This window comes from Mesorhizobium sp. RCC_202 (genome assembly GCF_041355295.1).
GTDB lineage: Bacteria > Pseudomonadota > Alphaproteobacteria > Rhizobiales > Rhizobiaceae > Mesorhizobium.
On record NZ_JBFUPO010000010.1, the window covers coordinates 124775 to 138054 of the forward strand.

Annotated in this window: 22 protein-coding genes; 4 read left to right on the top strand and 18 right to left on the bottom strand. The window is 62.9% G+C overall.

The genetic code is table 11. The features are described 5' to 3' along the window. Window positions 1–48 precede the first annotated feature (48 nt). The 7 genes from AB6802_RS22630 to AB6802_RS22660 form a co-directional block, all read right to left on the bottom strand. Window positions 49–1500, bottom strand: coding sequence for an amidase (locus AB6802_RS22630; RefSeq protein WP_371012402.1), 1452 nt, complete (start codon window positions 1498–1500; stop codon window positions 49–51). Between the two features lie 5 nt (window positions 1501–1505). Beyond that, a complete protein-coding gene (locus AB6802_RS22635; protein ID WP_371012403.1) occupies window positions 1506–2411 on the bottom strand; it encodes a ribokinase in 906 nt (301 codons plus the stop codon). 145 nt (window positions 2412–2556) lie between these two features. Beyond that, a complete protein-coding gene (locus tag AB6802_RS22640) occupies window positions 2557–3039 on the bottom strand; it encodes a hypothetical protein (protein ID WP_371012404.1) in 483 nt (160 codons plus the stop codon). Continuing rightward, window positions 3014–3535, bottom strand: coding sequence for a hypothetical protein (locus AB6802_RS22645; protein WP_371012405.1), 522 nt, complete (start codon window positions 3533–3535; stop codon window positions 3014–3016). The genes AB6802_RS22640 and AB6802_RS22645 overlap by 26 nt, the downstream gene beginning before the upstream one ends. Further along, on the bottom strand, window positions 3502–3894 hold the full coding sequence (locus tag AB6802_RS22650) for a hypothetical protein (protein ID WP_371012406.1): 393 nt from the start codon (window positions 3892–3894) through the stop codon (window positions 3502–3504). Before AB6802_RS22650 ends, AB6802_RS22645 begins: the two co-directional genes overlap by 34 nt. Before the next feature lie 13 nt (window positions 3895–3907). Continuing rightward, complete coding sequence (locus AB6802_RS22655) at window positions 3908–4378, bottom strand: hypothetical protein (RefSeq protein ID WP_371012407.1); 471 nt, start codon at window positions 4376–4378, stop codon at window positions 3908–3910. A gap of 235 nt (window positions 4379–4613) precedes the next feature. Beyond that, window positions 4614–5516: a methylated-DNA--[protein]-cysteine S-methyltransferase gene (locus tag AB6802_RS22660; protein WP_371012408.1), complete on the bottom strand. Its 903-nt coding sequence runs from the start codon at window positions 5514–5516 to the stop codon at window positions 4614–4616. Window positions 5517–5630: 114 nt separating this feature from the next. Here AB6802_RS22660 and AB6802_RS22665 point away from each other — a divergent pair, with 114 nt between their 5' ends. Next, complete coding sequence (locus AB6802_RS22665; RefSeq protein WP_371012409.1) at window positions 5631–6446, top strand: class I SAM-dependent methyltransferase; 816 nt, start codon at window positions 5631–5633, stop codon at window positions 6444–6446. Window positions 6447–6465: 19 nt separating this feature from the next. Here AB6802_RS22665 and AB6802_RS22670 read toward each other — a convergent pair whose 3' ends face one another. Beyond that, window positions 6466–6672 carry a hypothetical protein gene (locus tag AB6802_RS22670; protein WP_371012410.1) on the bottom strand — a complete coding sequence of 69 codons (207 nt, stop codon included), beginning with the start codon at window positions 6670–6672 and terminating at the stop codon, window positions 6466–6468. A 58-nt stretch (window positions 6673–6730) separates the two neighbouring features. Then, entirely contained in the window at window positions 6731–7222 is a 492-nt protein-coding gene (locus tag AB6802_RS22675; RefSeq protein ID WP_371012411.1) for a DUF2244 domain-containing protein, read from the bottom strand. Between the two features lie 23 nt (window positions 7223–7245). On the opposite strand from AB6802_RS22675, the gene nth reads away from it, so the two are divergent. Continuing rightward, on the top strand, window positions 7246–8052 hold the full coding sequence (nth, locus tag AB6802_RS22680; protein WP_371012412.1) for an endonuclease III: 807 nt from the start codon (window positions 7246–7248) through the stop codon (window positions 8050–8052). On the opposite strand, the gene AB6802_RS22685 is transcribed toward nth, so the two are convergent. Beyond that, complete coding sequence (locus AB6802_RS22685; RefSeq protein WP_371012413.1) at window positions 8049–8504, bottom strand: DUF2214 family protein; 456 nt, start codon at window positions 8502–8504, stop codon at window positions 8049–8051. The genes nth and AB6802_RS22685 overlap by 4 nt on opposite strands. A 201-nt stretch (window positions 8505–8705) precedes the next feature. Here AB6802_RS22685 and AB6802_RS22690 point away from each other — a divergent pair, with 201 nt between their 5' ends. Continuing rightward, window positions 8706–9260, top strand: a complete 555-nt coding sequence (locus AB6802_RS22690; RefSeq protein WP_371012414.1) for a GNAT family N-acetyltransferase — start codon at window positions 8706–8708, stop codon at window positions 9258–9260. Between the two features lie 30 nt (window positions 9261–9290). Here AB6802_RS22690 and AB6802_RS22695 read toward each other — a convergent pair whose 3' ends face one another. From AB6802_RS22695 to AB6802_RS22720, 6 genes are all read right to left on the bottom strand, one after another. Next, the gene (locus AB6802_RS22695; RefSeq protein ID WP_371012415.1) at window positions 9291–9686 is read right to left on the bottom strand and encodes a DUF1801 domain-containing protein; all 396 of its coding nucleotides are present in this window, start codon (window positions 9684–9686) and stop codon (window positions 9291–9293) included. 164 nt (window positions 9687–9850) lie between these two features. Beyond that, complete coding sequence (locus AB6802_RS22700; RefSeq protein ID WP_371012416.1) at window positions 9851–10300, bottom strand: DUF1801 domain-containing protein; 450 nt, start codon at window positions 10298–10300, stop codon at window positions 9851–9853. After that, window positions 10300–10533: a hypothetical protein gene (locus tag AB6802_RS22705; RefSeq protein ID WP_371012417.1), complete on the bottom strand. Its 234-nt coding sequence runs from the start codon at window positions 10531–10533 to the stop codon at window positions 10300–10302. Before AB6802_RS22705 ends, AB6802_RS22700 begins: the two co-directional genes overlap by 1 nt. Before the next feature lie 42 nt (window positions 10534–10575). Further along, a complete protein-coding gene (locus tag AB6802_RS22710) occupies window positions 10576–10968 on the bottom strand; it encodes a VOC family protein (RefSeq protein ID WP_371012418.1) in 393 nt (130 codons plus the stop codon). A 90-nt stretch (window positions 10969–11058) separates the two neighbouring features. Further along, complete coding sequence (locus AB6802_RS22715) at window positions 11059–11463, bottom strand: SRPBCC domain-containing protein (RefSeq protein ID WP_371012419.1); 405 nt, start codon at window positions 11461–11463, stop codon at window positions 11059–11061. Then, a complete protein-coding gene (locus AB6802_RS22720; protein ID WP_371012420.1) occupies window positions 11460–11783 on the bottom strand; it encodes an ArsR/SmtB family transcription factor in 324 nt (107 codons plus the stop codon). The genes AB6802_RS22715 and AB6802_RS22720 overlap by 4 nt, the downstream gene beginning before the upstream one ends. A 70-nt stretch (window positions 11784–11853) precedes the next feature. On the opposite strand from AB6802_RS22720, the gene AB6802_RS22725 reads away from it, so the two are divergent. Continuing rightward, entirely contained in the window at window positions 11854–12087 is a 234-nt protein-coding gene (locus AB6802_RS22725) for a hypothetical protein (protein WP_371012421.1), read from the top strand. A gap of 8 nt (window positions 12088–12095) precedes the next feature. Here the strand turns inward: AB6802_RS22725 and AB6802_RS22730 are convergent, their stop codons facing one another. Both AB6802_RS22730 and AB6802_RS22735 read right to left on the bottom strand, forming a co-directional pair. Further along, complete coding sequence (locus AB6802_RS22730; RefSeq protein WP_371012422.1) at window positions 12096–12560, bottom strand: NUDIX hydrolase; 465 nt, start codon at window positions 12558–12560, stop codon at window positions 12096–12098. 147 nt (window positions 12561–12707) lie between these two features. Then, entirely contained in the window at window positions 12708–13013 is a 306-nt protein-coding gene (locus AB6802_RS22735) for a hypothetical protein (protein ID WP_371012423.1), read from the bottom strand. Window positions 13014–13280 lie beyond the last annotated feature (267 nt).

Genomic DNA, 13280 nt, shown 5'->3' on the forward strand with positions numbered 1-13280 from the left:
GATCAATGCACGACGTGGCTGCCGACGCAAGCGGTGCCGGCCGAGTGCCTATGCCGCTCCTGCATCCCAGGGCAAAATCGCCTCATAGGCAGCGCCGGCCCGCAGCACATCGAGGTCGCCGCGCGGCCGGCCGATCAGCTGCATGCCCATCGGCCGGCCCTTTTCGTCGAAACCGGCCGGCACGTTGAGCGCCGGGCAGCCGCCCAGCGTGGCGAAGGCCGAGACCTGCATCCAGCGATGATAGCTGTCCATGGCACGGCCGGCGACCTCGCGCGGCCAGTGCGTCGAAACCTCGAAGGGAAAGACCTGCGCGCTCGGCAGCGCGATGAGATCGAAGCGTTCGAACAGCGACAGCAGCGTCCGGTGCCATGACGTGCGCCGTACGGTGGCGGCATGGACCTGTGGCGCGCTCAGGCGCATCGCCTGTTCAACCTCCCAGATCGCCTCGGGTTTCAGCAGTCCGCGTTTTGCCGGATCGTCGTAATGCGCCTTCAGTCCGCAGCCGCTGCTCGCCTGGCGCAGGATGACGAAGGCCTGCCACAGCGCCTCGAAATCGATGTCCGGCACCAGCGCCTCGCTGTGGAAGGATGCGTCCGCGAAGCGGGCCAGCGAGGCCTCGCATAGGTCGAGAACTCCCGGCTCCATCGGCAAATGGCCGCCGAGATCGCCGAGCCAGGCGATGCGGCCGCCGGCCGCTTTTCTCGCCAGGCCTTCGAGGAACGAGCCTTGGCTGTCATGCGACAGCGGCGCCCGCGGATGATGGCCGGCCTGCTCGTCGAGCAGTAGCGCGATGTCGCGCACGCTGCGCCCCATCGGCCCTTCGACACCCATCTGCGAATGGAAGACGTCGAACATCGGCCCGGCCGGAACGAGGCCTTGCGAAGGGCGGAAGCCGTAGACATTGTTCCAGGCGGCCGGATTGCGCAGCGAGCCGCCGAAATCGCTGCCGTCGGCAACCGGCACCATGTCGAGCGCCAGCGCCACCGCCGCGCCGCCGCTCGAGCCGCCGGCGGTCAGCGCCGGGTCGAAGGCATTCAGCGTCGGCCCGAAGACCGGATTGTAGGTGTTGGAGCCCAGTCCGAATTCGGGAACATTGGTCTTGCCGATGATGATGGCGCCGGCCTTGCGGATACGCTCGACGAAGAACTCGTCCTCATCCGGCACGAAGTCGGCGAAGATCGGCGAGCCGAACGTGGTGCGCAAACCATTGGTCAGGGCAAGGTCCTTGACCGAGATCGGCAGGCCGAACAACGATCCGGTCTCGCCGCCCCGCGCCAGCCGGTTATCGGCTGAATCGGCCTCGGCCAGGATGTCGCCGCGCTCGCGCAGTGAGACGACGGCGTTGACCAGCGGATTCACGGCCTCGATGCGATCGAGGAAGGCGGCAACCACCTCGCGCACCGACAGGCGGCGATGCCGGATGGCCTCAGCGAGCGCCACGGCGGACAGGCGGCAGATGTCGCCGGCCTGCGGCACGGCATGTTTTGTGATGGGGCGCATCGTTGTTATCGCCCCGCCGCCAGAGCCGCTTCGACGTCTTTTACCAACGGGATTGCCGGCTGTGCGCCCGGCTTCAGGCAAGCGAGCGAGCCGGCCGCCGCCGCGCGGACCAGGGCTTGCTCCAGCGAGAGGCCAGACGACAGGCCGGCGCCGAAATAGCCGCAGAAAGTGTCGCCGGCGCCGACCGTGTCGACCGGCGTGATCTTGAGTGCCGGCACGGCGAGGAAATCGTTCGGCGTGGCGGCAAGCACGCCGTCGCCGCCGAGGGTGACGACGATGGCGCGGCCGGTCTTTCGCGCATAATCGCGCATGCGCGCAGGGCGGTCGCGCCCGGACAGAGCCAGCACCTCGCCATAGAGGTCGAATTCGGTCTCGTTGGCCACCGCGTAATCGGCCTTGCCGAGGAAGCTGGACGCCTCGGCCCGGAATGGTGCGGTGTTGAGCACGCTGACCGCGCCCGCCGCGACGGCGGCGTCGAGCGCGGCTTCGACCGCCTGCAGCGGGATTTCGTGCTGGAGGAGCACGACGTCGCCCTTTTTCAGAAAGGCCTTGGAAATGTCGCCGGGCACCACCGAATCATTGGCGCCCGGCACCACCGCGATGACGTTCTCGCCATCGGCGCCGACCAGGATCAACGCCGTGCCGGTCGAGGCGAAACTTTGGCCGACACCGGAGAGATCGACACCACCAGTCTTGAGCAGCGCCAACGCATCGTTGGCGAAGCTGTCCTTGCCGACCGCGCCGACCATGCGCACCGCAGCGCCGGCGCGGGCGGCGGCCAGCGCCTGGTTGGCGCCCTTGCCGCCGGGCGCGGTGGTGAAATTGGAGCCGCGCACCGTCTCGCCGGGCGCCGGCAAGCGGTCGACATTGGCGATGAGATCGAGGTTGATCGAGCCGACGACGATAATCAAGAAGTGCCTCCTGGCGGAGCCGGCCAGCCTTCGATTGAAGGCAGGTCCGCTCCAAGTGCCTGCTTTTACACAAGTGATTGCGCGGGAAGCTAGAGCGTTTCACGCAAACAGGGAAACGCTCTGTCGGCTGTGCGCGTCGACAGCTTCATTCGCAGCGGACCGTGACCGTGCCCTGGTAGCTGCCGGCGGGGAAGATGCCGGGCGATTTCGTGGCGGTGAGATCGACCTGGAGAGAGTGGGTTCCGTTGGTGACGCGCTGCGGCGAACCGCCCGCAATGTCGAGCCCGGAGCCGTCGAGGCGAAAGACGGTGGCGAAGGTGACGTTGGTGTTGCCGCCGCTCGGCGCCGACGTGAAGGCGGCCGGCGCCGGCGCGGAAACGGAATAGCAGTCGAGAAGGTTGAGGATCGTGCAAAGCAGCGAGCTGGCCGTGATGGTGGCGGTGGCGCTCGAGCCGCCCGCCTGTTTGGAGCCGAAGATGTTGATGGCGGGATTTGCCTTCATCACGCCGGTGCCGCCGATCATGATCGTGCAGGTGCCGATGATCGCTGCCTGTGCCGGCAGGCAGAGGCCGCCGAGCAAGGCGACGGCAAGCAGCGCGCGCCTATTTCCGCTTCTTTTTCTTGCCATTGCCGTCGTTGCTTCCGCCTCTGATGTCCCAGCCTTCGTTGGCCCAAGCCGGCGATGTCACCTGGGGCGCGGCGGCGGTGACGCTGCCTGTCGTCTGGCCGTCGGGGGCGATGCCCATTTTCAACAAGCGCAGTTCCATCTGCAGGCGCTCGACCTCGAGCTCGTAGAGGCGGCTGCAATCCAGGCGCTTGGGCGTGCGGCCGATCGGAATGACGACGCGGCCATAGGTAGCGAGGTCGTGGCTCGACTGGCCGTTTCCCTGGATCACGCCGAGATCGAAATAGGCGCCGCTGCCCGAGACGGCGGAGCGGCATGTCGTGCCGTCGGACGCATGAACCTCGTCCTGGCCTTGCGGCAAGGTGACGCCCGGCAAGGTGAAGCCGGTCTGGTTCTGGTTGAGATTATAGACATCCTCGGCAAAACCCGGACGCGCGCCCGCGAGCACGGTCAACGCGCAAAGGGTCAGAACCTGCGATGACCGAAAAACTTGCCGCATATCTGCGCCCTTATCTGCGTCTGCTCGCCTGGGAAGGGGATGCTCTCGGTACAGATACGCACTTTACGATCGTTCGCGCCGTCGAATGGCACGACCACGAGAACCGAACGCGACGCTTGTCCGGCAAGCAGAAAGACGCTCGGCGAAATCCTGGCGTCGACCGGCTGGAAATCCTGGTCGTAGACATGGACTTCGACCCGGATGCGCTGGTCGTAAGGATTGCCCGGAAAGACCTTTACGGCGAAGGCATCGGTGAAGGACCTCACTTCGCCGCGCATCGGCGTCATCGACTGGGCCGTGGCGGCAAGAGGGGCGAGGCCAGCCGCTGTTGCCGCCAAGAGAATCCGAAGCTTTATCACAGGCCGCTTCCTTCTATTCGCAGCGCACCGTCACCGTTGCCTGATAGTTGCCGGCAGAGAAGCGATTGGTGCCGCTCTTGGTGCCGGCAAGGTTGATCGCGGCGGTCGACGTGCCGGGCACGGTGAGGGCCGTCGCGGTGCCCGTTTCAGCGATGGTCTGCGCGCCGGTGGTGGCGAAGGTCGGTGTCCAGGTGGTGGCGGTGACATCACTTGCCGGCACCGTTGTCGTGGTCACCGGGTCGACACTGAGCTGGACGCCGCCCGTGGTGTCGACCAGGACGCTGCCGGCCGAGCCGCCGGCATTGTGCGAGCTCAGCGACTGAAGATTGCTGCTGACCGTCATGGTGCCGTTCGAGTTGACGGTCAGCGTGCAGGTCGCGGTGATGGTGCCGTTGAACAGAACATTCCCGGTGGTGGCGGATGCCATCTGGCCGGCACAGCCGACCAGCAGGGCCGCACCGATTGCGGCGCGAGCGAACTTCATTGAGACCCCTCTTTCGAGCCGAACGGTTCGGCTCAACGTCGGGACATCATTCATTTATCATGGTTAATTTAGCGTTAACTGAAATAACCACGATAAGTAACTCTGAAAAACAAGCCGGCGAAACCATAGGTTGTCGCCGGTTGTATTCCTTGTAAAAAGATCGATTTCTCCAATTTATATTTGTTTATATTGTAATCTTCGGTTTTCTGTAACAAATTGAGGAAAAATCGATCTTTCAGCTTACCTGTCCGGCTTCCCAGCCAAGGATCGCTCGCTTGCGCGTCAGGCCCCAGTGGTAGCCGGTGAGCGCTCCCGATTTGCCCAGTGCACGGTGGCAGGGCACAACAAAGGACATCGGGTTGGCGCCGACCGCCGCACCCACCGCACGGCTGGCGCTGGGATGGCCGATGCCTGCCGCTATCGAGGAATAGGTGCAGGCCTTGCCCATCGGGATGCGCAGCAGCGCTTCCCAGACGCGCAATTGGAAATCGGTGCCGATCATCACCACACGCAGTGGTTGCTCGGCGCGCCACTGCGTCGGGTCGAAGACGCGCGCCGCATAGGGCTGAGTGGCGGACATGTCCTCGACATAGGTCGCGTTCGGCCAGCGGCCGGACATGTCGGCATAGGCCGCCCGCTCGCCGCCCACATCGCAGAAGGCGAGGCCGGCGAGCCCGCGATCGGTGACCATGATCAGCGCGATACCGAAGGGCGAGATATGGTAGCCGTAGCGGATGGTGAGGCCGGCGCCGCGGGTCTTGTAGTCGCCGGGCGACATCGCCTCATGCGTGACGAAGAGGTCGTGCAGCCGGCCCGGGCCCGACATGCCGAGCTCGAACGACGTCTCCAACAGCGGCATGCCGGAATCGAGCAGCTTGCGCGCATGGTCGAGTGTGACGGCCTGCAGGAAGGCTTTCGGCGACAGGCCGGCCCAGCGGGTGAACAGTTTCTGCAGGCCGGTCGGCGTCTCACCGACTTCCTCGGCCAGCACCTCCAGCGAGGGCTGGTCGCGATAGTCGAGGCTGATCTTCTCGATGGCGCGGCGCACGACCTCGTAGTCGCTGCCTTCCGGCGTGATGTCGTTCTGAAGGATCGCTGTCGGTTTCATCTGCGTATTCATGGTCATCTGAGCGTTCATGGCAATATCTCCTTGACCGCGAATATCGGTCTTCCCCGGCTTTGCAACCACCCGAAACTTGCCTTCCCGCCGAACACGCCCAGATAGAGTGAGCTCGGGTTGAAAGGACGATTCATGGCCGGCGAAAAGGTCAATCTGACCGGCGCAAGGGAGACCTTGCTGATGACGCTCTACGGCAAGGCGCTGGAGAGCCGGCTGCCCCATTCGCTGCTCAAGGACCGCTTCGCCGACGAGGCGGTGAAGAAGATCGACTATGATTTCTCCAGGCTCAAGGTTGATGCCAATCTGGGGCTCGGCTTTGCCATCAGGGCCAAGACGCTGGATGCCAGCGTCGAGGATTTCCTCGCCAGAAACCTGGATGCAATCGTGCTGCATCTGGGATGCGGGCTCGACACACGCGTCTTCCGGGTCGATCCGCCAAGGGGCATCGACTGGTTCGATGTCGATTACCCGGAGGTGATCGAACTCAGACGCAAGCTCTACCCGTCCCGCGACAATTATCACCTCATCGCCTCGTCGGTGACCGAGCCGGATTGGCTGGCCCAGATACCTCGCAACCGCCCGGCTATCGTGGTGGCGGAGGGGCTGACGCCCTATCTCCCCGCCGAGGAAGGGCCGCGCCTGTTATCGCGGCTGGTCGCGCATCTGGCCGGCGGCGAGCTGATGTTCGACGCCTACAGCAATCTCGGCCTGAAGCTGATGCGCCTCAGCCCGGCCATCAAGGTGACCGGCGCCGACGTGCATTGGGCGATCGAGGATCCGCGCGAACTAGAGCGGGCGGTTCCGAAGCTGCGCTTCATCGAAGAGATTTCGCGCTACAAGTCGCCAGCAGGCGCTCGTATGACCTGGCCGGCGAGACTGTTCGTCGGCCTCTGGAAAATCATCCCGCCGCTGCGCAAGGTGGGCAGAATTTTGCGCTTTCGATTCTGAGACCTATCCTCGGATAGACTCATCGATTTTTTATATCAAGAATATTTACCCATGTTCTTTGGTCGCCATTCTCAGGGAACTGGGTAGTGACGAAGCATGCGGTTTGTATGGACGATCCGCATTCATGCGGCTGAGCTATCGCGTCACGAAACGATAGCTGGATTGAAATCACGCACAGCATGACGCCGATCAGGGTTAAAATGACTTTGGTATAGCGGTCTACCATGACTTTCCTCCCGTCCTGAAGACCGAGGATGAAAGCAAAAAACAAGTATAGCTTCAAGTTACGATCTGGCGGTCGCGAGCGCGCGGGAAAAAGCGGTGGCGAAGCTTTCGCGGGAATCGGGATCGAGGAAGCCGCCAATCGTAACGCTTTCGCCCTGCACCTCGACCGCCATTTTGGTGATGCCGATCTCGGCATGCCGCGCGACGGAAAAGCGCGTCCAGAACGGATTGAAATGATGCGCCTCCGAGCGGCCGGACGGTGCCGTCTTGCGGATGTCAAGGCTGGTGCGTGACACAGATATTTCCTCGCGGGCGCGGGCGGTGCGGTAGTTGGCGCGGAAGGCGATGTAGACTGCAATCACATCGAGGCCGAAGAAGCCGAACACCGGCCAGGCGCCATGCGACAGGAAAAAGGCGCCCGTGACAGCCCAGCCGAACAGGAGGGCTCCCATCAGGATCAGGAAGCCGGTGCGGCCAAGCGAACGGTGCGGCGTCAGCAAGGCCTGGAAGAATGGCTCGTCGGCTTCGAATGAGGCGTTTGTGTCGCTCATGGGGGACTATTATAGGAAGGGACATGGCACCTCCCAAGTCCAAAAAATCCGTAGCTGTCAAAAAACCACAGCAGCCCGCTTCAAGCGGTGGCCGAACGGGCGCAAGGCGGCCGCGCAAGAACGCGTCGCGCTCGCTCTACAGCGCCGCCAAGGTGCATGAGATCTTCCGACGGTTTTCCGTGCAGCGGCCGGAGCCGAAGGGCGAACTGGACTATGTCAACGCCTTCACGCTGCTGGTTGCCGTGGTGCTGTCGGCGCAGGCGACCGACGCCGGCGTCAACAAGGCGACCAAGGCGCTGTTCGAGGCCGCCGACACACCGCAAAAGATGTTCGCCCTGGGCGAGGCCAAGGTCGGCGACGCCATCCGCACCATCGGGCTCTGGCGCAACAAGGCCAAGAACGTGATTGCGCTGTCGAAGGCGTTGATCGACGACTATGGCGGTGAGGTGCCTCGGGAACGCGACGAATTGGTCAAACTACCAGGTGTCGGGCGCAAGACCGCCAATGTCGTGCTCAACGTCGCCTTCGGCCAGCCGACGATGGCGGTCGACACGCATATCTTCCGCATCGGCAACCGGATCGGGCTGGCGCCCGGCAAGACGCCGGAGCAGGTCGAAGAGGGGCTGTTGAAAGTCATTCCGGCCGAATATATGCGCCATGCACATCACTGGCTGATCCTGCATGGCCGCTATGTCTGCAAGGCGCGCAAGCCTGACTGCCCGGCCTGCGTGATCGCCGACATCTGCAAGTCCGCGGAGAAGACCACCGACATACCGGCGCCGCTGGTGCCGATCGCGCCGCTCAAGGACACGGCGGCAGAGGAAGTTTAGTAGCCGTAGCCGCGCGCCATCGCGGCGGCGAAGACCGGGATGAGCAGGAAGATGACGCCCTCGGCGCGGATGTAGCTCTTCACCGAGGCCAGTTCACCGGCCGGCACCGAGAAGGACGTGTTGCCGCTCGCCTGCCGGCTCCAGGAGATGAAGCGCACGGTCGGGATGATCGACAGCAGGCCGACGATGATGAAGACCACCATCTTTGCCCAGAACACCCAATTGTAGACGTAGAATTCCCAGCCCTTGAGGCCGAAGAACACGCGGCAGCTGCCGATGATCACGATCAGCGTGGCGATGATGCCATAGTGGCGGTCGATACCGGCCAGGCGCTTCAACGTAGCGGCGGGCAAGTCGCCACGGATCAGCACGAATTCGGCGCCGATGATGCCGGCCAGCGAGAACACCAGCAAATGATGGGCGATCGCGAGCAGAAGGTCGGTGGTATCCATGCTGTCTCCTCATCCAGCCGCGCACCGAGACGTTCGGCGCCGCATCCCGTGCGCAGAGTATCACCGTCGGCCAAGAATCCCAGAAGAGGTCGCGGCGAGCCGAGCTTCATCATGCTGCCTGGAAGAGCGACCGCATTGTCCTGGCCCTTGCACCGCGACGTCGGCTTGCTAAGTGCTGCCCAATCAACAGAGGCAAAGTCGATGAGCATCAAGAAGGAAGCCGGCGTGCCGATCCTCGAATCGGCGCGGACCATTCTGCGGCCGCACAGGCTCGGCGATTTCGAGACCTACGCCGCCATGTGGGCCGATCCGGTCACCGCCCGTTTCATCAGCGGCAAGGCGCGGACGCGCGAGGAAAGCTGGATGCGCTTCCTGCGCCATGCCGGCCTGTGGTCGCTGCTCGGCAAGGGCTTCTGGGCGGTCGAGGACAAAGCCAGCGGCCAGTTCATCGGCGAGGCCGGCTTCCATGATTTGAAGCGCGAAATCGTGCCGTCGATCGAAGGCCTGCCGGAGGCAGGATGGGCGTTCGCTCCGCATGTGCACGGCAAGGGACTGGCTAGTGAAGTCGTCGAACGGATCGTCGCCTGGGCCGACGAGGTGCTCGCGCCTAGCCGGACTGTCTGCATCATCGATCCCGAAAACGGCGCTTCGCTGCGGGTGGCGCAGAAGAACGGCTACCGCGAGATCCTGCGCACCACCTACCACGACAACCCGACCATCATGCTTGAGCGGCAGGCCGGCGGCGGCTCCGCGTAATTCTGGAGGGACCGTCGGCCTTCTGCCGGGTCAGCGCGTGGGCTTGGCCTTGTTCAGGGCCACGGCCGCGCGAACGAGGGCTTTGAGAGCTTCCTCGTTGATAGCGTCGCCTTGCTTGAAGTCGATCGCGCGCCTTGTATTGCCTTCGAGGCTGGAATTGAAAAGCTTGGCGGGATCCGGCAGCGCCGCGCCCTTGGCGAAGGTCAGCTTGACGACGGCCTTGTAGGTCTCGCCGGTGCAGATCATGCCGGTATCCTCCCAGACCGGCACGCCGCGCCATTTCCAGGCCTCTGTGGCTCCGGGCGCGGCTTGCCTGATCAAGGCGCGGAGCCGGGCAAGCGTCTCGCCGCGCCAGTCGTCCAGTTCCTTTATCCGTCCGTCGATCAGCTCGGAGGCAGATTTGCTGTCCGCATCGCTTTTGGTCATGTCCGGATCTCCTTCGCGTCCGAATAAAAGATTGCCACCGTGCCGCTTCGAGGGGAACCGCACTTGATCGTTTGTGTGCCTAGTTCTTTGTTTTCACGCAATTCCGGACGGAGGCTACGGCGAAGTCGCCGAGCCCGACCGTTTCACACTTTTCCTGGAATTGCTCACATGCGTTCGCCAGGCAGCCGGCTCGCCTGCTTTACCCAGGCGGTGAACTGCGCTTCGTCCAGCGCGCCGTCCTCGTGGATGTGCAGGTAGCGCGTGTCCTTGCTCTTGGGCTGACCCGGCGGCACCGGATCCAGCGACATGCCGCGAAAGAACGCTACCTTGATGTATTTGGCAAAGCAGTGAATGCCGAGGAACCAGCCTTCGCCTTCCATGCCATAGAGGGGCGAGTTCCATTTCACCGCCTTTTGCACGTTTGGCACCGCCCGCACGATAAGCTGGTCGAGCCGGCGCCCGACGTCGCTTTTCCAGTCCGGCATGGCGGCGATATAGGCCTGCACCGGTCCGTCGCCATAGCCCTTGGCGATTTGCGGGTTGCCGCCTGACAAAAGGACGGGCTCGGCCTTGGAAGGCTTGGCCTTGGCATCAGACGGTTTGGTTTTTGTCATCAGGTTGACCTTGCGTGCTCAGGCGCCGCACCGCTGCGCCGTTTTCCTATGTAAGGCAGCACGAACATATAGAGGCCGGAAAACAACAGCAGGAAGAGCGGGATCAGCGGCGAATAGACGATCCATGCCGGCGGCTGGCCTTTTGTCATGGCGACGAAGTTGGCGACAACGGTGACGGTGAACATAATCGACAGCCAGCGGTGAGCCTGGCGTATCCACTTACTCCAATCCATTCTAACCTCCCTTTGCAAAACGTAACCGGACAGGCCGGTTTCCTACCAGCGCGCCAGCTGCGAAAGCTGAATGAGATTGCCGCATGTGTCGTTGAGCTGGGCGATGGTGGCGCCGGTCACCTCGGTCGGCGCCATGGCGAAGCTGCCGCCATTGGCTTTGATGCGTTCATGATCGCCCTTGATGTCGTCGGTGAACAGCATCAGCGCCGGCTGCCCCTGCTTGAAGATGGCCTGCTGATAGGTCTTTGCCGCTGGATTGTCGTTGAGCGCCAGCTGCAGTTCGGTGCCGTCCGGATCGTCGGGCGCCGTGACGGTCAGCCAGCGAAACGGTCCGTTGGTGAAGTCGGCCTTCTTGGTGAAGCCCAGGACGTCGGTATAGAAGCCGAGAGCCTTCTCCTGGTCGTCGACATAGATGCTGGTCAGCTTGATCTTCATTTCAAATCCTCCATTGCTTACGCTTGCGGCTTGCCATCCGCCAAACGATATGTGGTTCTGAGCAGTCTTTGCCTTGGGCCTCGCGGATCCTCAGTCGATCCGCGAAAGGACTTCCTCCAGGGCTGCAAGGTTCCTCTTCCAGCCTACCGTGGCGCCGCGGTAATACGGCTCCTGATCCGAGCGGAAGCCGACCTGCTCCATGCGCAGACGGGTGCCTGCGCCTGTCGGCGTCAGCGTCCAGGTGACGACGCTTTCGAGGTCCTTGGTGTCCCAGCTGTAGGACAGCGTCTTGTTGGGCTCGATGGTCCGCACCTGGCAGTCGACGCCGCCCCAATCCGCGCTCAGATTGAAACGGTGATCCACGACCGGCTTGAAGGTGTTCTTCATCAGCCATTCCTCGATCAGATGCGGCTGGGTCAGCGCGCGCCAGATCTTTTCCGGCGGGTAAGGGATCTCGCGTTCGACGATGACGGAGCGCGTTACGGCCTCATTCATTGATCCATCCTTTTGAGCAAATCCTCGAGGTCGTCGAACCGGCTTTCCCAAAACCCCGCCATCTCGCGCGTCCAATCCATCAGCGGCGACAGCGCCGCGAGCCGCGCGCTGTAATGCGTCTGGCGGCCTTCATGGCGGTCGCGCACCAACCCGGCCTCCTTGAGCAGGCCGAGATGCTTCGACACCGCCGGCTGCGAGACGCCGGCCTGCGCAGTGAGCGCGCCGACCGTCTGCTCGCCCTGCTGGCACAGGCGCTCGAAAATGGCGCGCCGCGTCGGATCGGCAAGCGTCCTGAACAGCATATCGTGCGTGGCTGGCATCTCAATCGATAACCCATTGGCTATTGGTTGACGTATAACCATCGGGATATATGTAAGTCAAGCGGTGAATTTGAGCGACACGCTGAAAGCGGCTTCTCCGCTCGCCACCGTCGTCATCTATGGCGAGCTCGGCTTTCCGCCGCCGCTGACGCGCGGCCTCTTCGTGCTGTCGCGATCGGCCGGCATCCTGGCGCATGCCTGGGACAGTCACAGCAGAGCGAGCGCAACAAAAGGGCCGCTGCCCAGGGAATGGCTGTGGGCCTATACCGGCACGTCGGCGCGGCCTTTCCCGGATACGGAATAGGGAAATCGCTAAGCCGGGTCGGCCGCCGGAATGGTCAGGTCCCTGAGCAGCGTCGACAGGTCAGGCTCGTCGATGAGCAAGGAGGCATCGGCCGGCGGCAGCCAGGCGCGTTGCCGGTTCGCCGCTTCCTGCCAATCGGCCAGCTCCTCGGTCACCGCGAGCAGATAGACCGTGACGTCGACACGGATGAAACCATTGGTCATGCGTTTCCAATAGGAATAGGTGCCGGCCGGCTGCTTGCGCGACTTGCCCAGAACGCCCGCTTCCTCCTGGGCCTCGATCGTCGCCGCCTTGCGCCCGCTCTTGCCCTTCATCGGCCAGCCCTTGGGCACGATGAAGCGTCTGGTCGTGCGTGAGGTGACCAGCAGCACTTCCAGGCTACCATCGTCGCGCAATCGAAAAGGGATGGCCGCCACCTGGCGGATCCGTTGCCCTTTCTTGGCCTTGCGAACTGCTTTCTTCTTTGTTGCCATCCCAAATTCCGGTGAGAGCAGCTTCGATGTCGCGCGCCGGCGCGCACGGCAAGAAATCCTACCGTCTGCAAACCCCAAAAACACCGCCCTTGCAATCCGGCTTCCACCAGCAAGTAAGTCGGCTAATAAACCGAAAAAATCGAAATGTCAGCGGCAAACACGCGAAATCGTGTTGCCGACCGCCTCCATCCGGCAGGTCGGATTGAAGACCGGGACGCCCGGCTGGGGTTTTGGCACCGCCTGCCGGTCCAACTCGCGATACAATTGCTGCTGCTGCTGGTATTGCTGCCGCTGCAGCCTGTTCTGCAATTGCTGCAACTGACCCTGGTCCACCGATGTGCTGCGATTGGTCGGAATAACGATCTGCGCCGAAGCCTGCGACCCCGCGATGAAGAGCGCGGATCCCGTCAGCTGCGCCAAAATGACCATCGTCAACAAATCAAGCCGAAGCATCGGTTACGTCCCGCACGAACACAGTATCGGCTGTTCATATAGGGCGTTCAGCCCGGCTTGCCATGGGAGAAACGCTCGAACCCGGACGGGATGATCACGGATATTCCCCCGACTGTCGTCATTTGACGACTGCGTTGCGCGACAAAATTTGGTCAGTGTCCCTTACGTAAGTTTTCGGGTTCCATCGGCAAAAAGTTAGGGTACTCTAAAAAAGGCATCGCTCACAACTGGGGGATGTATCGACTTGGATGGGGCATATGCGGCCTG